4 protein-coding genes are annotated in these 23,367 nt (G+C 58.5%); all 4 read right to left on the reverse strand.

Annotation, left to right across the window (positions count from 1 at the left end):
• Window positions 1-18: 18 nt before the first annotated feature.
• The 4 genes from HED65_RS02545 to HED65_RS02560 all read right to left on the reverse strand — a co-directional run bounded on the left by HED65_RS02545 (window position 19) and on the right by HED65_RS02560 (window position 22,967).
• A complete protein-coding gene (locus HED65_RS02545; RefSeq protein ID WP_114977295.1) occupies window positions 19-1,194 on the reverse strand; it encodes an HlyD family type I secretion periplasmic adaptor subunit in 1,176 nt (391 codons plus the stop codon).
• A complete protein-coding gene (locus HED65_RS02550) occupies window positions 1,191-3,371 on the reverse strand; it encodes a type I secretion system permease/ATPase (protein WP_114977296.1) in 2,181 nt (726 codons plus the stop codon). Before HED65_RS02550 ends, HED65_RS02545 begins: the two co-directional genes overlap by 4 nt.
• A gap of 176 nt (window positions 3,372-3,547) precedes the next feature.
• Window positions 3,548-21,553, reverse strand: coding sequence for an Ig-like domain-containing protein (locus HED65_RS02555; protein WP_114977297.1), 18,006 nt, complete (start codon window positions 21,551-21,553; stop codon window positions 3,548-3,550).
• A 121-nt stretch (window positions 21,554-21,674) separates the two neighbouring features.
• Window positions 21,675-22,967: a TolC family outer membrane protein gene (locus tag HED65_RS02560; RefSeq protein WP_411266771.1), complete on the reverse strand. Its 1,293-nt coding sequence runs from the start codon at window positions 22,965-22,967 to the stop codon at window positions 21,675-21,677.
• Window positions 22,968-23,367 lie beyond the last annotated feature (400 nt).

Consider the following 23,367-nt stretch of genomic DNA (forward strand, 5'->3'; position numbering starts at 1 on the left):
GTTCCGAACGCCATTCGCTTATCGTTCTCGCAGTGCCTCTTTTGCTTTATTCAATGGTTTCAACAGATAATCCACAATCGTTTTACTGCCCGTTTTAATGTCAACTGTGGCTATCATGCCCGGGAAGACCGGAAATTCTTTGCCTTGCTTGTTGGTCAGATGGTTATTGTCGGTACGGATGTAGACGCGGTAGTAGTAGACGTCTCTTTTCACCTCATCCTGTAAGGTATCCGGTGAAATCATGGTCACTTCCCCTTCCAGCCCACCATAAATGGAGTAGTCATAGGCCGTAATTTTTACCAGCGCTTTCTGGCCTGGATGGATAAACGCCACATCACGTGGTGAGATTTTCGCCTCAACCACCATCTGATCATCCAGCGGAACCAGGCTCATCAGTTTGCCGTTAGGGGGAATAACACCGCCAACGGTTGTGACGTCAATATCCTTAACGATCCCACGAACTGGCGCATTGAAGGTCAGCCTGGTCAGGGAATCCTCACGGCCCTTCATCACCGAACGCTGGGCTTCAATTTCCGCATTGGCTTTTGCCAGCTCTTCACGGGCGCGAACGTAGTACTGGTTTTTCATCTCGGTGATTTTATTCTCAAGCTCATTTTTTTGACGCTCAAGACGTAATACCTCAACCTTACTGGCCGCCCCCTGGGTCACCAGTGGTCGGGTTAACGACAGCTCTCGCTGCACCAGTTCAGCCCCCTGACGCAAACCCGCCAGCCCTTTTTCCAGACTCTCGCGACGGGACTGGTATAGCGCCGTTTCCTGTTTGACCAGCTCAACGTCGTCATCCAGTTCTTCAGGAAATGCGAGACCCGTATCGTTCACTTCGGCCTTCAGGCGTGCAGCCGTTGCCAGTGCGGCATTCAGGCGAGACTCACTCTCCAGGACGCTTGACTCGGTTTTGGTCCGGTCAAGCTGCGCAAGCTGCTGACCGCGTTCAACAATGTCACCTTCGCGTACCATCAGGCTGTGAATAATGCCTCCCTCCAGAGACTGAATCACCTGCTCATGCGATGAGGGTATAACTTTGCCGCTGCCGGTAGTGACTTCATCAAGCTGGAAAAGACTCGCCCAGATGATAAAAACCGCCAGCAGGGCGAACAGCGACCATGCCACCAGGGACGAACGCGGTAAGCGCGGCTCCTGCAGACGACTATTGAAACGTGAGAAATCATTCATGCCACGCTCTCCTCTGCCACCACCGCCGGTTTCATGGTCACGGTGCGCTGTGCCGCTTTTAGCGGTGCCATACCGTGCTGGTGCAGGATCGCGTCACGTGGACCGTCCATCACCACCTTACCGTTTTCCAGCACAATGATACGGTCGACCAGGTCCAGAATAGGCAAACGGTGAGTTGCCACAACCAACGTCCGGCGTTTACCCAGCCACTTGTGAAGATGTTGAATAAACTGCTTCTCACTCACTTCATCCAGCCAGGCGGTAGGCTCATCCAGCAGCAGAATATGCGGTGAGGTGATCAGGGCGCGCGCCAGCAACAACGCCTGGCGCTGGCCTCCCGATAGCCCCGTGCCTCCCTCGTTGATGATGGTGTTCAAACCCATTTTCTGTTTGCGCACAAACTCCAGCGCACCGCTGTTGACCAGCGCCTGATGAATTTCATCGTCAGTGGCGAGCGGGTTCCCCATCAGGATGTTGTCACGTACCGAGCCAAAGAACAGGCGCGCCTGCTGGCTGAGCAACTGCATATCACGACGCACGTCGGCCGGGTCAAGATGGTTCAGGGCAATATCGTCCAGCAAAATGCTCCCCTGTTGCGGCTCCTGCATACCCGCCAGAAGCTGTAACAGCGTGCTTTTACCGGAACCATTACGTCCCAGCACCGCAACCCGTTCTCCTGCACGGATCTGCAGTTTGTTGATATTCAGAACGGTGAGTTTCTCTTCTTCGTCGTAGTAAAACCCGACGTCCTCAAGCGTGTAGTCCCCGCGCAGGTGCGCTTTGTGCACCTTCTTACCGTGCTGCGGGTCGTCAATTGGGCGCTGCATCAGGTCATCCAGCCCCTTGCGGGCCACTTTGGCTGACTGCCAGCGCGAGAGCACGCCTGAAATCTGCGATAACGGCGCGATAGTGCGCGACGCCAGAATCGAGGTTCCCACCAATGCGCCGGTGGTCATGTCGCCGCTGATAACCAGGTAACAGCCCACCAGCAGCACCACCGCGTAGACTATCGACTGCACCTCCTGCGTCCAGGTCAACAGCAAGCCCGTAAGCCAGCGCTGTTTCATGCCGACGCTGGCAGCGACATCGTTGGTGTTATTCCACTGGTTCTGAAAACGCTGCTCGGCACGCATCAGCTTGATGTCTTCAATACCCTGCACCGCTTCCACCAGCGTGGCGTTACGAATGGCGGATTCACGCATCCCCTCGCTGGAGAGTTTCCCCAGCGGACGTTGCACCAGCAGGCCCGGAATGAGCAACAACGGTACGGCCAGAAGAACTACCAGTACCAGCGGACCACCAATCATCCACAGAATGAAAACGAACAGCAGGAAAAACGGTAGATCGGAGATAGCCGCAATGGTGGTGGAGGTGATCAGCTCGCGCACCGACTCCAGTTCGCGGATCTGAGCAATAAACGATCCGGTTGATTTAGAGCGCGCGCCGTTTTTAATCCGTAGCGCATGAGCAAAAACGCGTTCGGAGATGCGCAGATCGGCACGTTTCCCCACCACGTCAGAAATATGTACGCGCAGCATACGCATGATGAATTCGAACACGATGGCGATCATGACGCCACCAAACAGCACCCACAGCGTGGCTTCAGACTGCGACGGTACCACCCTGTCGTACACCTGCATGGAAAAGACCATCCCGGAGAGTGCCAGCACGTTGGCGACCAGTGCCACCAGCATGATGTCGCTGTAGCGTCGCCAGTCCTTTAGCGCCAGTTGCCAGAACCAGTTTTTTTCATACGGTTTGATGTAGTCATCCACGCGGGCATCCGGCGTGGATTCGAGCGGGCGCAGCACCATCAGTCCTGTTAACCGTGACCCGAGTTCTTCACGCGTTAGCGTTGTCTCCAGACCTCCGTCGCCACTGAACTGCAGACTGACATTGCCTTCACCGTCCATGCGAGTGATCACCGCGATTTGTCCGCCGGTGAATTCCGCCAGCAGTGGCAATCGCCACGGGTCAAGGGATACGGCATCTGCCGCGACCATACGCATCCCCAGCCCAAGCTGGCGCGCCATCTCCTCCAGCACCAGCTGACGCGGAGACTGACTTTCATGATTAATAGTGACCCGAACATGCTCCGCCGAAAAATCCAGCCGATAATGCTTCGCGATGATGAACATGCCCTGCAGCCAGGGTTCGTACTGTGGATGTGTCTTCATAATGCTACGTCCTGTCCAGTGCGATGATTACGCACTGAAATGATACCTTTGCGAGATGATTGAAAATCGAATCTTCTCTAAACGAGCCCGCAAAATAATCTTGTGAAATATAGGGTTATTGCTATTCCTGTAAAGAAACGCAAAAAGCCGCGAGGATCGCTCCCCGCGGCGTTGTTTTACGCAATTAACAGTTGATGATTCGCCAGCAGCGTCGCCAGATCCGTCTGTACGCCGTTGAGTGTCACCAGGGTGGTTGGCGTGAACTGACCGCCGGTACCGTCCAGATCCACCTGAATTTCGGTATTGCTGCCGTTCTGCACCACGCGGATGTAATCGGCGATATTACCCGCGCTGCTGTCCAGCGTGGCCACGCCGTTTACATAGCTCGCCGAGCCCGTGCCGGTATAGCCGCTGCCGGAAAGCAGATCGCGCAGGTCAATACGATCCGTGTCCGCGGTCCCTTCCCACGTCCCTACCGTAAAGCCGTTCACCACATCGTGACCGTTACCGCCCGTGGCATCCGACGCGTTGATCAACTTATAGAGCAACGTATCGTGACCGCCGCTGCCGATGTTGAAGGTGTCGTTTCCACCGCGGCCTTCGAACTGGTTATCACCGCTGTTACCGGTGATAACGTCGTCGTAGTCCGAGCCGTTAATCCCTTCAATATTGAGCAGTCGCGACGTACCGAACCCGGTGTCCTGGGCGGTTGAGAGGCGTAAGTCAACCGTAATCCCGGACGTTGCGTTGCGGTAATCCACCACGTCCATCCCGCCGGTATTGCTCCACGTGTCGTAGTCGGAATGGGTATTCCAGCCACCGGAACCGTTCCAGGTATAGGTACCATTCTCTGCAATAAAGGTGTCGTTATACCCGGTCCCGGTGATGGTCCCACTGTGGCCGCCGGTAGCGGCTTCGGCCGTCAGGACATAGCCCTCTTTGCCGTTGCCCGCTTCCAGGCCGCTCCAGGTGGCGTTGTCCGACACGCCGTTGGTGATCTTCACAATCTCCGCCGAGTAGGTCTCATTCGGATCCAGCCCGTAGAAGCTCACCAGTGCAGAGGTATCGTTCGAACCGATACCGGACTGGGCGTTGATGATCTGCGACGCCACCAGCACGCCCGCGGCGTTATACAGATTGACCGTGTTGCCGTAGTAGGCGTTGATGCCCTCGCTGTCGACAATGTGCAGATGCATCGCAGTGCCATCGGCAATGGTTTTGCTGTTTTGTACCAACACCACCTTGCCGTTCTGCTGGGACACCAGCAGATCCTGTGCGCCGTCCCAGTTGTAGTCCACAGCCGCCACGCCGGTGACGTTCGCCAGTCCTGACGCCAGCTGGCTTGAGGTCCAGGTTGAACCGTAACCGTTGTTGGTGAACAGAGTGGCTGTCTGTGACGCGCCATAGGTACTGAGCTTGATGATGTCCATCTGCCCATCGCCGTTCCAGTCCACCGCCACTGACAGATAACCTGCCGTGGCGTTAGAGGCTTCCACCGCGCTCTTAGTCGTGGAGAGCTTCCCGGTACCGTCGTTGTAGTAGATCACCCCACCGTTGTTGTTGTAGCTGCTGCCCAGGTACAGATCCATGTAGCCATCACCGTTGAAATCCGCCCACGTCATGGATGCCGCCGTGGTGGTATTCGAGGCGTTAGTCACAAACACGTTGGTCAGGTTCTGACCGATGGAGAGCGTGCCGTTACCGTTGTTGTTGATCACGGTTAACGAATTCGCGCCGCTGCGGTTGGTGTGCTGAACCACATCCACGGTGCCGTCATTGTTAATATCGACGCCGGAGATTTCACGCATGGTAGTGAATTGCCCCCAGAATCCCGCACCGCCGTAGGTACCATCTGGCGTGAGTACCCCATTGTTATTGATCAAATAGGTGATGGAGTCAGCTCCGGAGTCACCGTACGCCAGATCAAGATAGCCATCGCCGGTTTTGTCGTACGCAATCACACCGCCGTACCAGATGGTGGTCCCCACCGCCAGTTGGCTGGCGTTATAGGTGCTGCCATCGTAGGTCCACATCACCTGCGTAGAGCCTGAGTAGGTGTTCTCCGTCGCGAAAATATCCTGTGTGCCGTTACGGTCAAAGTCGGCGGCAGTCTGGCTCACCATGTAGTAATTCCGGGTGTTGGTCAGCGTATTTCCGGCATAGCTCGAATTATCACTGCTGGAATATGACTGTCCGTTAGCAATGATATTCCACAGCCCGCTGCTGTTCATGCCGAGGGTCATGGTCGAGTTGTTACTGTTCCCCGCCGTGGTCGCCCAGTCGGTATTCACCGAAGTGGTATCAATCACCAGGCTACCGGTCGCTGTACCCGTGGTATTGCCATTACCCGCGCTGCTCTTCACCTGCGCAGTCACGCTGTAGCTCGCCACGCTCAGGGCATCGCTGTCCGGGATCTGCAGATACCAGGTGTTGTGATCCGGGTCGACCACCACTGCGCCGCCGGTCTGGGAGGTGTAGGTTTTACCGTTCACCGTCACCACCAGGTATTCGCCGTTCACCAGGTCGGCAGAGACGGTACCGCTGACAATCGGCGTGGTATCCGATGTGGTCTGCGCGGTAATCGCCGCCGTGGTGGTCGGGATGCTGGTATCGACGTTCAGGATAACCCCGTCCGACTCCGTGTAGTTACCCGCTTTGTCGGTGACACGCACAATGTAAGTGTGGTTACCATCGCTCAGACCGTTGTCCTGGAAGGACCAACTGGCACTACCATTCATGGTCACCTGGCCGAGCAGAATACCATCGCGATAGAGCTGCACGATTTCACCGTCGTCCGGAGCGCGGTTAAGCGTCCCGTTGATCAACGGCGAGTTATCGTCAGTTGCCACAGCACTGCCAAAGGTGCCCTGACGCTCGCCTTCACCGTCGGTATAGCTCACTACCGTGCCTACCGTAGTTGGCGGTGTGGTGTCCACCGTCACCACCTGAGAGGCGGTGGAACCCACGTTGCCCGCCTGGTCAATAATCCGCACCTGGTAGGTATAGTCCCCGTCAGGCAGATCGCGGGTATCGGTGTAGCTCCAGCGCTGGTTGGTGACCGTGGTATCGAGCCAGGTATTTCCGCCGTCCAGACTGATCTGTACGCGCTCGTCATTTGCCAGCGCGCTGCCCAGCGAACCGTTGATCGTCAGCGTGGTGTCCATGGTGATGAAATCACTCCCGGACTGGCCGGTATCTTCGCTAATGCTGTCGATGGTGACGCCGTACTGCGGCGACTGCGTATCCACCGTCACGACCTGCGAGGTGGTTGCCCCAACGTTCCCCGCCTGGTCGACGACCCGCACCTGATAGTTATGGCTGCCGTCGGTCAGAGTACGCGTGTCGCTGTAGCTCCACTGCGTACCGCTTACGGTGGCGTACACCCAGGTATTGCCGCCGTCCATGCTCACCTGCACGAATTCACCCGCGCCAAGTTCTGCGCCGAGCGTTCCGTGCAGCGTGTACGAGGTCGAACTGGTCAGGAAGTCGTTATTGTCGAAGCCGGTATCCGCGGTGATGTTATCCACGGTCACCGTAATGGCCGCATCCGGGGCGACCGTATCGACAGTCACCTGCTGATGGGCGCTGGCCCCCACGTTACCGGCGGCATCTACCACGCGAACGTAGTAGTCATAGGTCTGGTTACCCAGCGTGCGGGCGTCCACGTAGTACCAGCTGTTGCCGGTGACAATCACGTTCTGCCAGGTCACACCGCCGTCGATGCTGATCTGGGCATACTCACCGTCCGCCAGCGTCGCGCCAAGCGAACCGTGCAACGTCAGGGACGTATCATTAGTGATAAAGTCGCTGCCGCTCAGGCCGGTATCGTCGCTGATGCTGTCGATGGCGATGGTTTTACTGGCGTCCGGTGCCACCGTATCAATCGTCACCACCTGGCTAGTGGTGGCGCTGATATTGCCCGCGTCGTCAATCACGCGCAGCTGGTAGTTGTAATCCCCGTCGGCCAGCGTACGGCCATCCACATAGGTCCAGCTCAGACCGCTGACGCTGACGTCGATCCAGGTAGCGCCACCATCAAGGCTGATCTGTGCGTGGTCGCCAGCGCCCAGCGCCGCGCCAAGCGTCCCTTTCAGGCTGATCTGGTTGTCGCTGGTGATAAAGTCGCTGCCGGACAGACCGGTATCCTGAGTGATGGAATCGACCGTGATCGTCGTGGCCACAGGCTTCGTCAGATCAATCACCACGTCCTGGCTGTCCGTAGCTCCCACGTTGCCCGCGTTATCAATCACGCGAACCTGATACTGATACGTACCGTCCGTCAGGGTGCGGCCATCGGTGTAGCGCCAGGTGGTGCCCGTCACCGTCAGGTCAATCCAGGTGGTGCCGCCGTCGAGGCTGATCTGCGCCTTCTCGTTATTGCCGAGCTGCGCGGTCAGCGAGCCATTCACCACTACCTGATTATCGTTAGTGATGAAATCACTCGCGCTCAGGCCGGTGTCGTTTTGCAGGGAATCAATGCTGATCCCCATCGACGGCGCGGTGAGATCCACCGTAACGGTATGATTGTCGCTGGCGCTGTTGCCGATGGTGTTGCTGACCTGCGCGTTAATCACGTACGAACCGCCGTCTGCCAGCGCGCTCACCTCTGCGCTGCCGATCGTGTAGCTCCAGGTGCCGTCATTCTGGACGGTTGCCGCGTAGCTTTTACCGTTCAGCGTGATGGTCACCGTCTGGCCTGCCGGGGCGTTGGTGGTGCCGCTAACAACCAGCGGCGTGCCGTGCTCGGCGGCGTTGACGATATCGTCCTGCGCAAAGGTGTTAATGGTGATGGTTGGGACGTCGCCGTTCAGCGTGACGTCGTGCGTGGTGCTGCCCGGGTTACCCGCCTTATCGTTCACCGAGGCGGTGATGATGTAATCTCCGTCGCTCAGGCCGAGGAAATCACGTCCCGGCACGAAGACCGACCACGATCCGTCCGCCCCGACGGTTGCCTGATAGCTGTGTCCGTTGAAGGAGACGGTCACCGTCTGACCCTGTTCCGCTGTGGTGGTGCCACGGATGGTCTGGCCAGCCAGCTGCTCTGCGTTGTTGACGATGTCGTCATCGGCCACGGTGCTGATGGTCACGGTTGGCGCGACGGTATCGACCGTTAACGTGTGCGTGGTCTGGCCGTGGTTACCGGCTTTGTCATTGACCGATGCGGTCAAGGTCAGAGCGCCCTGGCTCAACGCAGCCAGATCGGTTGCCGGCACGTCGAGCGTCCAGGTGCCATCGTTAGCTACGGTTGCAGTGTAGGTTTTCCCACCGAGCGTCACGGTGACGGTCTGACCCGCCTCTGCACTGGACGAACCGTGTACCGTCAGTGGCTGCTGCGCTTCTGCCGCGTTCAGCATGTCATCGCCCGACAGCGTCGCAATACTCACGACCGGCGCCGTGGTATCCACGCTGAGACTGTGCGTCGCCGACGCGCTGTTGCCCGCGCTGTCCTGCGCCGACACAGAGACCTGATAGGTTGTGCCATCGGCCAGTGCGCCCACGTCGGTGGCTGGTACGGTGGTGGTCCAACTGCCGTCGCTCTGGATGGTGGCCGTATAGACCTTACCGTTCAGAGTGACGGTGACTTCTGTCCCGCTGGCGAACTGAGCGCTGGAGCCGTTAATCACCAGTGACGAACCGGCTTCAGCCGCGTTGATCACATCATCCCCGCTGAGGGTGTTAACCGTCAGTGCCACAGACGCGGTGTTGACCACCACATCGTGTGTCTGGGTGCTGCTGTTGCCCGCGCTGTCGGTAATGGTCGCACTAAGAGTCACGGTGCCGTCGGTGAGCGCGGAAATCACGTTTGCCGGAACGCCCACGCTCCAGTTACCGCTGGCATCAACGGTGGTGGTGTACTGATTCGAACCGATGGTAATAACCAGCTTATCGCCAACGCTCGCACCGGTTGCCGTGCCGCTGACAATCTGTGCCTGTCCGTGCTCCACGCTGTTAATGACGTCATCGCCCGCGACAACGTTAAAGCTGACGGTTGGCGGCGTGGTATCAAGCGTAATCGCTTTACCCGCGCTGCCCGGGTTACCGGCAGCATCGTTCACGCTGACCTGCACGGTGTAGCCGTTATCCGCCAGGGCGGACAGGTCGGTGCCCGGCACGTTCACGCTCCAGATACCGCCCTGCTGCACCTGCGCGGTATAGCTCTTACCGCCCAGCGTCACGCTGACAGTCTGACCGACTTCCGCCGTGGTGGTGCCGGAAATGGCCACGCCCGCAGCCGCTTCGCTGCCGTTAATCACGTTATCGCCAGCGACCGTATCAATGGTCACGGTTGGCGCGGTGGCGTCCACGCTGTACTCGCGGCCCGCCGAGGCGCTGTTGCCGCGCGTGTTAGTGACGCTCACCTGCACGCTGGCATCGCCGTCTTTCAGGCCCGCAAGATCCGCGGAAGGCACGGTTGCCGTCCAGTTCCCATCTGCATCCACTTTCGCGGTGTACGTTTTACCCGCGAAGGTGATGGTGACGCTCTGGTTTTCCTCAACGTTTGAGGTACTACCGGCGAGCACCAGATCCGCGCCTTTCTCCGCCGCGTTAATCACGTCGTCGGTGGCAATTGCATCAATGCTGATAGCCACTGCCGCCAGATCGACAGTCACGTCATGACTGATCGTTACCGGGTTGCCCGCCGCGCTCTGGCCTGCAACGGTCACGGTGACCGTGCCTGCTGTCAGCGCCCCGACGTCTGCCGCCGGGATCGCCGCGCTCCAGCTGCCGTCTGCCAGCACCGAGGCCGCATAGGTTTTACCATTGACGGTCACGGTCAGCGTGGTGCCTGCCGCCAGCCCGTCGCTGGAGCCGGTGACGATCAGGTTCTGCCCGTGTTCGATGCTGTTGATCACGTCGTCGCCCGCCACGGTGTCCACGCGCAGACCCGGCAGGTTGGCGTCTATAACGATTTCGCGCTCGCCTGTGCCGGTGTTGCCGTGGCTGTTGGTGACGGTCGTCGACACGGTCAACTCGCCGTTGCCCAGTGCCGTCAGGACGGATTCCGGCACGTTAACGGACCAGGTGAGATCGCTCTGCACGGTTGTCGTGTACGTGTTGCCGCCAATGGATACGGTGACGGTATTGCCCGCTTCCGCGTTCGCTACCTTGCCGCTAATGGTCTGCCCCGCGGCCACTTCTGCCGCGTTGATGACGTTATCACCCGCAATGGTGTTGAGGGTGACGGTTGGCAACGCGGTGTCGACCAGCAGGTTCGCGGTGTTGCTCACGCTGTTGCCCACGGCGTTGGTCGCTACCGCGCTCAGGGTGTAGTTGGCTTCTCCCAGCGCGGCCAGATCCGCTGCCGGAACCGTGAGGCTCCAGCTGCCATCCGCCGCCGTGGTGGCGGTGTAGTTTTTACCGTTAAGGGTCACGGAAACCACGGTGCCTTCCGTCAGGTTGGCGCTGGTTCCATTGACGCTCAGATCCTGACTTTTCTCCAATGCGTTCAGAATGTTATCGCCGCTGATGGCGTTGAAGGCCACCGATGGCAGACCGGTATCGACGGTCACGTTGTGGCTGCCGGTACCGGTATTGCCCGCCGCGTCGGTGACTGACGCAGTAACGGTTACGGTGCCGTCGCTGAGGCCGGAAATGACGCTGGCCGGTACGCCCACGCTCCAGTTACCCGCCGCATCCAGCACGGTGGTGTAAGTCTGTCCGCCAATCGTGACGGTCACCTTATCACCCGCTGCCGCGCCGGTGGCGGAGCCGCTGATGATCTGCGCCTGAGCGTGCTCAGCCACATTAATCACGTCGTCGCCAGCAATAGTGTTGATGGTCACCGCGGGCACGGTCACGTCCACCGTCAGCGTATGATCAACCGACGCCGGGTTACCCGCCTTGTCGCTGACGCTCGCCGTCACCGTGATGCTGCCGTCGCCGAGCGCGGCCAGATCCGCCGCCGGAACGCTCAGCGTCCAGCTGCCGTCCGCGCCCACGGTTGTGGTGTACTCTTTACCGTTCAGGCTCACGGTCACCGTCTGACCCGCTTCAGCGGTGCTGGTGCCGGACACGGTCAGGTCAGCCTGAGCTTCAGCGGCATTCAGGATGTCGTCCGTTGCCAGTGTGTTGATGGTCACGGACGGCGCGGTGGCATCCACGCTGTACTCACGACCCGCCGAGGCGCTGTTGCCGTTCACATTGGTGACGCTCACCTGCACGCTGGCGTCGCCATCCTTGAGGTGTACCAGATCCGCAGACGGCACGGTGTAAGTCCAGTTACCGCTGTCGTCTACTGTCGCGGTATAGATTTTGCCGTTCAGGCTCAGGGTCACGGTTTGCCCCGCCTCAACGTTGGTCGTAGTGCCTGACAGCACCAGATCGGCCCCTTTCTCCGCCGCGTTAATCACATCATCGGTGGCGATGGCATTGATGCTGATGGCAACGGTCGCCAGATCCACCGTCACATCGTGACTGATGGTAATCGGGTTGCCCGCTGAACTGTCGCCGGTAACGCTAATTTTAACTGTGCCTTCCGGCCACGCGCTCACGTCAGAGGACGGGATCGCCGCACTCCAGGTGCCGTCCGCCAGCACCGTGGCCGCATAGGTTTTACCATTGACGGTCACGGTCAGCGCCGTACCTGCCGCCAGCCCGTCGCTGGAGCCGGTGACGATCAGGTTTTGCGTATGTTCAATGCTGTTGATGACATCGTCACCCGCGACGGTATCCACGCGCAGACCAGGCAGGTTAGCGTCTATAACGATTTCGCGCTCGCTGGTTCCGGTGTTGCCATGCCCGTTGGTGATGGTCGCCGTTACGCTCAGGCTACCGTTGCCCAGCGAGGTCAGCACGTCAGACGGCACGTTCATGGACCAGGTCAGATCGCTCTGCACCGTTGCGGTGTAGCGGTTGCCGCCAATGGTGACGCTGACGGTATTGCCCGCTTCGGCATTTGCCACCGAACCGCTCAGGGTTTGACCTGCAGCCACTTCCGCCGCGTTGATGACGTTATCACCCGCCACGGTATTGATCGTGACGGTCGGCAGCGCAGTGTCCACCAGCAGGTTGGCGGTATTACTCACGCTATTGCCCACGGCGTTGGTCGCTACCGCGCTCAGGGTGTAGTTGGCTTCGCCCAGACCCGCCAGATCCGCCGCCGGAACGGTCAGGCTCCAGGTACCGTCCGCCGCCGTCGTGGCCGTGTAGTTTTTGCCGTTCAGGGTCACGGTCACCACGGTGCCTTCCTTGAGGTTGGCGCTGGTGCCGCTGACGCTCAGGTCCTGACCTTTTTCAACCGCGTTCAGCACGTTATCGTCGCTGATGGCGTTGAAGTTGACCGATGGCAGACCGGTATCGACGGTCACGTTATGGGTGCCGCTGCCCGTGTTCCCCGCTGCGTCGGTAACTGACGCCGTGACGGTCACGGTGCCGTCGCTGAGGCCGGAAATTACATTCGCCGGTACACCCACGCTCCAGTTACCCGCCGCATCCAGCACGGTGGTGTAAGTCTGTCCGCCAATCGTGACGGTCACCTTATCACCTGCTGCCGCGCCGGTGGCGGAGCCGCTGATGATCTGCGCCTGTGCGTGCTCAGCCACGTTAATCACGTCGTCGCCAGCGATGGTGTTGATGGTCACTGCAGGGACGGTGACGTCCACCGTCAGGTTGTGATCAACCGACACCGGGTTACCCGCTTTGTCGCTTACCGATGCGGTCACGGTCACACTGCCGTCCGTCAGCGCCGCAATATCCGCCGCCGGGACGTTCAGCGTCCAGCCGCCGTCGGCGCCCACGGCTGTGGTGTAGTCTTTGCCGTTCAGTGACACCGTTATCGTCTGACCCGCTTCGGCGGTGCTGGTGCCGGACACGGTCAGGTCAGCCTGTGCCTCTGTCGCATTCAGAATGTCGTCAGCCGCAAGCGTATTGATGGTCACGGACGGCGCGGTGGCATCCACGCTGTACTCGCGACCCGCCGATGCACTATTGCCGTTCACGTTAGCCACGCTCACCTGCACGCTGGCATCACCGTCTTTCAGGTTGCTCAGATCGGCAGCGGGCACCGTGGTGGTCCATTTGCCGTCAGCGCCAACGGTCGCGGTGTAGCTCTTGCCGCCGAAGGTGATGGTGACGGTCTGGTTTTCCTCCACGTTCGAAGTCGCACCGGAGAGCACCAGATCCGCGCCCTTTTCAGCCGCGTTGATCACATCGTCTGAGGCGATGGCGTCAATGCTGATGGCGACGTTTGCCAGATCCACTGTCACATCGTGGCTGATGGAGACCGGGTTACCGGCGCTGCTCTGGCCTGCAACAGTCACCGTGACCGTGCCTGCAGGCAGTCCCCCCACGTCTGCCGCCGGGATCGCCGCACTCCATGTACCGTCAGCCAGTACGATAGCCGGGTAGGTTTTGCCATTAACGGTCACGGTCAGCGCCGCGCCAGCCGCCAGCCCGTCGCTGGTGCCGGTGATAATCAGGTTCTGCCCGTGTTCGATGCTGTTGATCACGTCGTCACCTGCCACGGTATCCACGCGCAGGCCCGGCAGGTTAGCGTCGATAGCAATATCGCGCTCGCCCGTTCCGCTATTACCCACGCCGTTTGTGACGCTAGCGGTCACAGTCAGATCGCCGTTACCCAGCGCGGTCAGAACGTCGGACGGCAGGTTAACAGACCAGCTCAGGTCGCTCTGCACCGTTGCGGTGTAGCTGTTACCGCCAATCATCACGGTCACGGTGTTGCCTGCTTCGGCATTCACCACTTTGCCGCTGATGGTCTGGCCGGCTGCCAGTTCAGCAGCGTTGATCACGTCGTCGCCCGCAACGGTGTTGATAATCACGCCCGGCAATACGGACTCCACGCTCACGGTGTGCGACGTGCTGGTGCTGTTGCCGACGCTGTCCGTTGCCGATGCGGTAACGGTGTAAAGCGCCTCGCCAAGTTGCCCCACCTCGTTAGCCGGAACGGTCGTGGTCCATTTTCCGTTGCTATCAACCGTAGCGCTGTACGCTTTGCCGTTGAGCATCACGGTCACGGCCGCGCCTGCAGCCAGCCCGGACGCCGTACCGGAAAGGGTCAGATCCTGCGTTTTCTCGGTGCTATTGATCACATCGTCACCGGAAACGGTGTCAATGGTCAGCGCCGGTGCGGTCAGGTTGACTTCCACGCTGTGCGTGGCGCTGTTGCTGTTGCCCGCTTTATCCGTCAGCTCCGCGGTAATGGTGTAACCCCCGGCGGCCAGAGCCGTAACATCGGCTGCCGGCACGCCCACACTCCAGTTGCCAGCGGCGTCGATCGTGGCGGTGTAAGATTTGTTATTGATGGTGACGGTGACCACATCACCCGCCGCCGCGCCGGTCACAGAGCCGGTAACAATCAATGCCTGCGCATGCTCGGCGCTGTTGATCACATCATCGTCAGAAACGGTGTTAATGGTCAGCTGCGGGACGGTGGTATCGACCAACACATCGCGATCCGCTGAGGCCGGGTTACCCGCTTTATCAGACACGGTGGCGCTGACGGTATAGTTGCCGTCGGCAATCGCCCCCAGATCCACAGACGGTACGGTCACACTCCAGCTGCCGTTTGCCTGCACGGTGGTGGTGTAATTCGCGCCGTTCAGCGTGACGGTAACGGTCTGGCCCGCTTCGGCGTTGGTCACACCGTTAATCACAAGATCCTGCTGCGCTTCGGCCGCATTGATGATGTTGTTATCGCTGACAATTTCAATAGACACCGTCGGTGCGGTGGCGTCCACGCTGTACTCGCGGCCCGCCGACGCGCTGTTACCGTTCACATTGGTGACGCTTACCTGCACGCTGGCGTCGCCGTCTTTCAGGTTGCCCAAATCGGCAGACGGTACGGTCGCCGTCCAGTTGCCGTCGGCATCCACCGTCGCGGTGTAAGACTTACCGCCAAAGGAGATAGTTACGGTCTGGTTTTCTTCCACGTTAGTGGTGCTGCCGGACAGCACCAGGTCCGCACCTTTCTCCGCCGCGTTAATCACGTCGTCGGTGGCAATCGAGTCAATGCTGATGGCGACTGCCGCCAGATCCACTTTCACGTCATGGCTGATAGAAACCGGGTTACCCGCTGCGCTCTGGCCTTCAACGGTCACAGTGAGCGTGCCAGCAGTCAGCGCGCTGACGTCTGCCGCCGGAATGGCTGCCGCCCAGGTACCGTCAGCGAGCACCGTCGCCGCGTAGGTTTTGCCGTTGACGGTCACGGTTAACACTGCACCCGTTGCCAGGCCCTCGCTGGAGCCGGTGATAATCAGGTTCTGAGCGTGCTCGATGCTGTTAATCACATCGTCGCCGGCCACGGTATCAACGCGCAGGCCCGGCAGGTTGGCATCAATGGTGATGTCGCGCTCGGCTGTTCCGGTGTTGCCGTGGCCGTTGGTGACGCTGGCTGAAACCGTCAGATCGCCGTTACCGATGGCGGTTAAGATCGTAGACGGCACGTTGACCGACCAGCTCAGATCGTCCTGAACGGTCGCGGTATAGGTTTTGCCGCCGATTGAAATAGTGACAGTGTCACCACTCACTGCACCGCTCACTTTGCCACTCAGTGTCTGCCCGGCAGCCACTTCCGCTGCGTTGATGACATCGTCCGTGGCGACAGGGTTGATGGTGACCTGCGGCAGCGCGCTGTCGACCAGTACGCTGTGGCTGGTGCTCGCGCTATTGCCTGCGGCGTCAGTTACACTCGCCGCCACGACGTAGCTTGCTTCTCCCAGCGCAGAGACGTTTGCCGCCGGAACGGTGATGCTCCAGTTACCGCTGGCATCAGTGATGGCGCTGTAATTGATACCGTTCAGCGTCACCGTAATGGTGATTCCGTCCGGCTGGTTGCTGGTACCGGAAAGAAGCAGATCTTCACCTTTCTCTGCCGCATTGATCACATCGTCACCCGCCAGGGTATTGATGGCGATAACCGGTGCGGTCAGGGAGACGTCAAAATCATGCGTGGCAGTGGTGCTGTTGCCCGCTTTATCGGTGAGGGTCGCCGAGAGTGTCTGGTCACCGTTAGTCAGCGCGCCCACGTCCGCCGCCGGAACACCGACGCTCCAGCTTCCGGACGCATCCAGCATCGCGGTGTAGTCTTTACCGTTCAGGGTCACGGTGATCACATCGCCCGCCTGTGCGCCCATGACCTTACCGGAAACAATCAGCGCCTGGCCGTGTTCGGCAATATTTACGATGTCGTCGCCCGCAATGATGTTGAATGAAATCTGCGGAACGGTGGTGTCGACCAGCACCGAGGAGCCTGCGCTCGCCGGGTTGCCTGCCTTATCGGACACCGTCGCCGTTACCGCCGCATTGCCGTCGGTGATGTCTGCCATGTCCGCCGCCGGGACGTCCAGCGTCCAGCTACCGTCCGCCTGCACCTGCGCGGTATAGGTGTTGCCGTTGAAGGTCACGGTCACCGTCTGGCCTGCTTCGGCAGTAGACGTGCCGCTCAGGGTCAGATCCTGAGCCGCCTCGGCCGCGTTCAGCATATTGTCCTGGCTGATGGTGTTGATGGTCACCGTCGGCGCGGTGGTATCGACGCTGAATTCCTGCGCCGAAGACGCCGCGTTGCCGTTCACATTGGTGACGTTGACCTGCACGCTGGCGTCACCATCTTTCAGGCCGCTCAAATCGGCTGCCGGTACGGTGTACGTCCAGTCCCCGTTGGCATCCACCGTGGTGGTATACGTTTTACCCGCGAAGGTGATGGTCACGGTCTGGCCCGCTTCAACGTTGGATGAGGTGCCGGACAGCACCAGGTCCTGGCCTTTTTCCGCTGCGTTGAGCACGTTGTCGTCGGTCACGCTATTGATGCTGATGGCTACAGGCGCGAGATCGACATCAACGAAAGTCCCAATAGTTACCGGGTTGCCGGAAGTGTCCTGCGCGCTTGCTGCGATCTCCAGCGAACCGTCCGCCCACTGGGATACATCCGCCGCCGGTACCGCCGCCTGCCAGGAACCGTCCGCCAGCACAGTTGCAGGGTAAGTGTTGCCGTTAATGGTTACGGTGACGATGCTGCCCGCGGCCAGATCGGTACTGGTGCCGGACACAATCAGGTTCTGAGCGTGTTCGATAATGTTGATAACGTCATCGCCCGCCACGGTATCAATACGCAGTCCCGGAAGCTGGGCGTCGATGGTGAACTCGAGAGAAGAAGAGCCGGTATTACCGTGCGCGTTGGTCACGCTGGCGGATACGGTGAGGTCGCCGTTACCGAGCGCGGTGAACTGACTCTCGGTTAACGGCAGGTGCCAGGTCAGATCGTCCTGCACGGTAGCGGTGTATGTCTGACCGCCAAGGATGATAGTGACAGTGTCACCTGACGCCGCGTTTGTCACCTTACCGGTCAGGGTTTGCCCTGCCGCCACTTCCGCTGCGTTAACGATGTTGTCGCCCGCCAGCGTATTGATCGTGACAACCGGTAGCGAGCTGTCCACCAGCACATCGTGTGAAGTTGAGGCGCTGTTACCCACGCTGTCAGTGACGTCCGCCGTCACGGTGTAATGGGCTTCACCCAGCGTGCTCACCGCGGAAGCAGGCACGGTGACGCTCCAGTTTCCGCTGGCGTCAGTAGTGGCTGTGTAGTGAATGCCGTTCAGGGTCAGCGTAACGGTAGTGCCTTCCGGCTGGTTGCTGGTGCCGGAGAGCAGCAGATCTTCACCTTTCTCTGTCGCATTGATTACATCGTCCGCCGCCAGTGTGTTGATACCGATGACAGGCGTCACGGTATTCACTACCACATCCAGTGAATGGCTTCCGGTATTACCGGACTGGTCAGTCACGGAGACGTTAATCGTCCAGGTACCGTCAGCCAGACCTTGCACTACTGACGCCGGCAGGCCAAGGCTCCAGTTACCCGCCGCATCGACCACGGTGGTGTAATCCACGTTATTAATGGAGATTGTTACCCTGTCGCCCGCTGCCGCACCGGTGACGGAGCCGCTCAGGATCTGCGCCTGTGAATGGGCGATTTGGTTAACGGTGTTGGTAGGGGTGACAAAGTCGTTAATCGTCACCTGCGGCACGGTCGCGTCCACCAGCCCAATGCGATCGGCGCTGCTGGTGTTCCCCGCCACATCACTCACGGTTACCGTCACGGTCACAATGCCATCTGCCAGCGCGCCGACGTCTGCCGCTGGTACACTCAACTGCCAGGTACCGTCCGTCTGGACTGTGGTCTGATAGGTTTTACCGTTCATCGTCACAGTGACCACCTGACCTGCTTCAGCATTGCTGCTGCCACTCAACGCCAGATCCTGCTGCGCTTCTGCCGCATTGATGATGTTGTCGGTGGTCAGGTTATCGATCGTTATTGTCGGCGGCTGTGTATCTACGGTGACCACGCGCGACGCGTCGGCACTGTTACCGTTGATGTTAGTGACGCTGACGCTCACCTGCGCGCGACCGTCGATCAGTGTTTCCATGGCGCTGACGGGTACGGTCAGGCTCCAGGAGCCATCCTGCTGCACCTGCGCGGTAAAGGTCTGGTCGGCGAATTTCACTACCACGGTCTGGCCTGCTTCAACGCCCTGCGTCTGGCCGGACAGGGTTAAATCACTGCCTTTTTCAGCCGCATTCAGCAGGTCATCGCTGGATACCGTATCAATGGTGATCGCCACGGCGTTCAGATCGAGTTCGATCGGGTGTTCAGCCGCAACGGTGTTGCCCCAGGTATCTTCAGCGCTGACGCTGACCGTCATGCCCCCCGCCGTCCAGGCCTGCAGGTCCGCCGCGGGTACGCCGATCTGCCAGTTACCGCTGGCGTTAACCGCGGTGACATACTCGACGTTGTTAATGGTGACGACAATCTGCGTCCCCGCTGCCAGATGCGTACTGGAGCCGGTGACGCTCAGGTCCTGCTGCTGCTCGATGGCGTTGATCACGTCATCGCCGGAAATGGTGTTCACGCGCAGGCCCGGCAGCTCCGCGTTGATATTGATATCACGCTCGCCGGTGCCGGTATTGCCGTGCCCGTTGGTCACCGACGCGGTGAAGGTTAAATCACCGTCGCCGAACGCCTGAAGATCCGCTGACGGGATTTTCACGCTCCAGGTCAGATCACTGCCAACCGTTGCGGTATAGCTCTTGCCGCCTGCGGTAATGGTGACGGTATCGCCCGCCGCCGCGCTGGTGACGCGACCGCTGAGGGTTTGATCGACGCCCGCTTCGGCGTTATTGACCAGGTTGTCGCCCGCAAACGTATTGATAATGACCTGCGGAAGGACGGTATCCACCAGCAGATTCGCTTCTGCAGAACCGCTGTTACCCACGCTGTCGGTACCGCTAACGCTGACGGTATAAAGCGTGTTCGCCAGATTCAACACGTCAGAAACCGGCACCTGGACCGCCCAGATACCGTTTTCAACGGTGGCCTGATAGTTGACGTTGTTCAGCGTCACCGTGATAGCGCTGCCGTTCGGCAAATTGCTGGTACCGGTCAGGCTCAGCGACTGCATCGCCTCCTGAGCATTCAGAACATTGTCCTGACTGATGGCGTCAATCGTAAATTCTGGCGGGTGTCCGCTCAGCGTAATGCCGTGCGTGGCGCTGCCGGTGTTGCCTGCCGCGTCAGTCACGGAAACCGAAATCGTGTGGCTACCTTCACCCAGCGCGCCCAGCACGGACGCCGGAACGCCGACGCTCCAGCTACCGTCCGCAAGCACCACACCGGTGAAAGTCTGGCCGCCAAGGGTCACGGAGACCACATCGCCCGCAGTTGCACCGTTCGCCAGACCGGAAATAATCTGTGCCTGACCCTGCTCGCTGGTATTGAGAACATCGTCGCCCGCCACGGTATTGATGGTGACAACCGGTGCGGTGATATCAACCATGAAATCTGCGGTAACTGACGAGCCGTTGCCCGCTTTATCGCTGACGTTCACGGTCAGGGTGTGATTGCCCTCGCCGAGCGCCTGCACGTCGTTCGCCGCCAGCGTGACGGTCCAGGTACCGTCACCCGCCACGGTGGCATTGTAGTTTTTACCGTTCAGCGTCACGGTGACTATCTGACCGGCTTCCGCATTCGTTTTACCGGTCAGCGTCAGCGGCTGGTTGTGCTCAGCCGCATTGATGATGTTGTCCTGCGCGAGGGTATCAACAGACAGCGTTGGCGCGGTGGTATCGACACCTATCGTCTGGCTTCCGCTCACGGTGTTCCCCGCAGCGTCTTTACCGCTGACGTTGACCGTCCAGGTGCCGTCGCCCAACGTCTGCGCGTCTGCCGCAGGCACGTTAACATGCCACGCGCCGTCTGCGCCCACTTCAGCCGTGTAGGTTTTGCCGTTCAGCGTTACGGTGAGTTCAGTACCCTGCGCCAGGTTTTTGCTGGCACCGGAAAGCGTAAAGCCCGCGGATTGCTCGCTGGCGTTAAGCACGTTATCGCCCGCCGTGGTGGCCAGCGTAATAGAGGCATCGGCGGTAGAAACCGTCACGGTAATACTGCCCGCAGCGGTGGTTTTGCTGCCGTCGATCTGCACGACCGACCAGGTATGCTCCCCGTCGGGCTGGGTCGGTAATTTTACCGTCCAGGTACCGTCTTTGGCGACCATTGCACTGGCGATGGTACTGCCGCTGCTGTCTTTGATCTGGATGGTTGCGCCCGGTTGGCCGGTACCACTAAAGGTTGGAGTGTTATCGTCCGTGATCTCTTTTGCACTCAGCATCCCCTGCTTATCACCCGCTTTATCTGTCAGCAAAAAGGTCGGCGTAGCGCTTTCAACTTCTTTGGTATTATCAACAACCCTTGTTTTGGTTTCGCCGTCTCCCCCGTGAGCCAGCAGTGCTCCGATGGCACTACCGCCTAACGCAGCGCCCGCAATCCAGCCCCACGGCGCGTCGCTCAAGACACTTCCCTGCTCGAGGAAAGGCTCAATACTGCTAATCGGTGTGGCCTGCGCGGTTAATTCAGTTACTGCAACGCCTGACGCATCCCCGGCATCGGCAAAAGAAATATGAGTGAGTTCCTGACGATCGTTGAACACCAGCTCTGACTGATTATGCGTTTCAGGATCTTCAACAAAATAGTTATTGCAACGAATAACGCTGCCATCTTTCATATAAATGAGGAGGTCATTACCCTGGCGGACATAACGCACTACATCCTGAGCAGAGCCCTGGATTTCAATCACACTCGGCGATGAAATAGAGACCGACAGATTTCCTTCGCCAGTTAATTTCGTTTTCTCCGCCGTTTTGCGAATGATGACATCAACAACCTTTATGTTACTCATTTTCTTCTCCTTGCAGGTGTACGGATTCCTGTGGATATGTCCACCAGATGGATGTAGCTATCCCTGGGAAAAATCACCCATTATTTTCAGACTTATTTTTCGCAACAATATGCGTCTATTTTTAACTCAAATCGGGTAGTTTTGCGGCGGCGTTTTTCTCTACTCCAATAAGCGGCATTAAATTATCAACCGCGGCAGCATAATTAATTGCCGAACTCCAGCCATCATACTCAGCGATTATTTTCGCTGACGTGGCCTGCCAGACATCCTGTTCAACGCTGAGCAGATCGTTAATGCTCCGCTTGCTCAGGGTGTATTCATTTTTGTAAACATCACGGGCGCGCAGTGCATTTTCCAGTTGTTGCTTCCCGGCTTCCATTCTTCCCCGTGCGCCGGTCCAGTCCGCCTGCGCTACGGAAGCTTTTTGCAGAACATCGAAACGCGCCTGATCGACCTGAGAGGAAGCCATGGCTCGTGCCCCTTCCGCCTGCCGAACGCGAGCGGAAACCGCGCCCCCCTGATACAGTGGGGCATCAATGTTGAGCTGTATCTGGTCGTCCCAGTAAGAACGGTTGTCCGATTCATAACGGGTGCGTCCCCCTTTCAGACTTAACGTCGGCCAGTGCTGGGACTTTGCCGTTTCCACGCCATACTGAGCAGACCGTTCCATGTTCTGCGCAGCCATCACCGCCGGTATCAGCGTATAATCGATGCGGTTGAGCGAATCTGGTTCCACAACAAGATTCGCAGGCACCGGTGAATAGGCCTCTGCCTGCATTCCGGTTAATACCGCAAGCCTGGCGCGTGCGCTGTTCAGAGCGGCGTGATACTGAGCCACCGTCGCCTGCATGCCGGCAATACGCGTGCGGGTCTGGAGCTCATCGGATGTGGAACTCACACCTGCATCAGCGCGCAGTTTTGCCAGTTGTTCGACGTTTTTGAGCGCCTGTACATTCTCTTTTGCTGCCTGCAAAAGATCGGAATAGCGTTTGACTTCTACATAGCTCAGCGCCGTTTTTTCCGCTACATCCGAAAGCGTGCCCATCAGTTGGTAACGGTAGCTATCCCGCTGGGCGGAAGACTGATTGATGCTGTTATTGGTTTTGCCAAAATCGTACAGCAGTTGTGTCAGGCTCAGCCCCCAGGCGGCGGAATTCTTCAGTGACCCGCTGGAGTCAGTGGTCTGACTGTGTCCCGTACTCCCGTTCAACGATATTTGTGGCATCCAACCGCTGCGCGCTTCATCTATTTGTGCCTGACCGATACCTAATTGCGCGGCCTGCTGACTAATTGACGGATCGCGATCGATAGCAAAAAGAATACTTTCTTTTAAAGTTGTTGTTGAAACCTGGGCAATGCCCACCTGACCACTATTGGCACAAGCGGTATTTATGGCCACTGAAAATAGTGCCATCGCGGCTGCATATCGAAGTAACTTAGGTTTTCTCAATACCGTCATTTTATCTCCCTGACTCTGAGCGACACTCAAACAAATACCCAAAAAGAGGTATAGATAATTAGACAAATATCTTATTTGGCTTCCTCTCTGAATTTTAGGTAATACCTCCCATGCCCATTTCCATTGGAGATGAGATCTTTCTGCAACTTATTTCAATTAAGAATTTACTTATTTCTTAAACTGGTTAGCAGCATAACAAAATGCGGTATAGGCAACTACACCCACAATGTTAATGTGGTGTTACAAGTAAGAAAAAACATGGGGTTTCTGGACAAAACCTTGAAAATAGACTTTCAAATGAAACATATAAACCCCCTGTTATTTAAGGAAAATTCCTAATTCGCACTGTGTACAT

This window comes from Pantoea sp. LS15, assembly GCF_012241585.1.
Classification (GTDB): Bacteria; Pseudomonadota; Gammaproteobacteria; order Enterobacterales; family Enterobacteriaceae; genus Enterobacter.

Coding starts and splice junctions, on each gene's coding strand:
- HED65_RS02555 (WP_114977297.1), bottom strand. CDS start 21,553: ATGAGTAACATAAAGGTTGTTGATGTCATCATTCGCAAAACGGCGGAG.
- HED65_RS02550 (WP_114977296.1), bottom strand. CDS start 3,371: ATGAAGACACATCCACAGTACGAACCCTGGCTGCAGGGCATGTTCATC.
- HED65_RS02560 (WP_411266771.1), bottom strand. CDS start 22,967: ATGGCACTATTTTCAGTGGCCATAAATACCGCTTGTGCCAATAGTGGT.
- HED65_RS02545 (WP_114977295.1), bottom strand. CDS start 1,194: ATGAATGATTTCTCACGTTTCAATAGTCGTCTGCAGGAGCCGCGCTTA.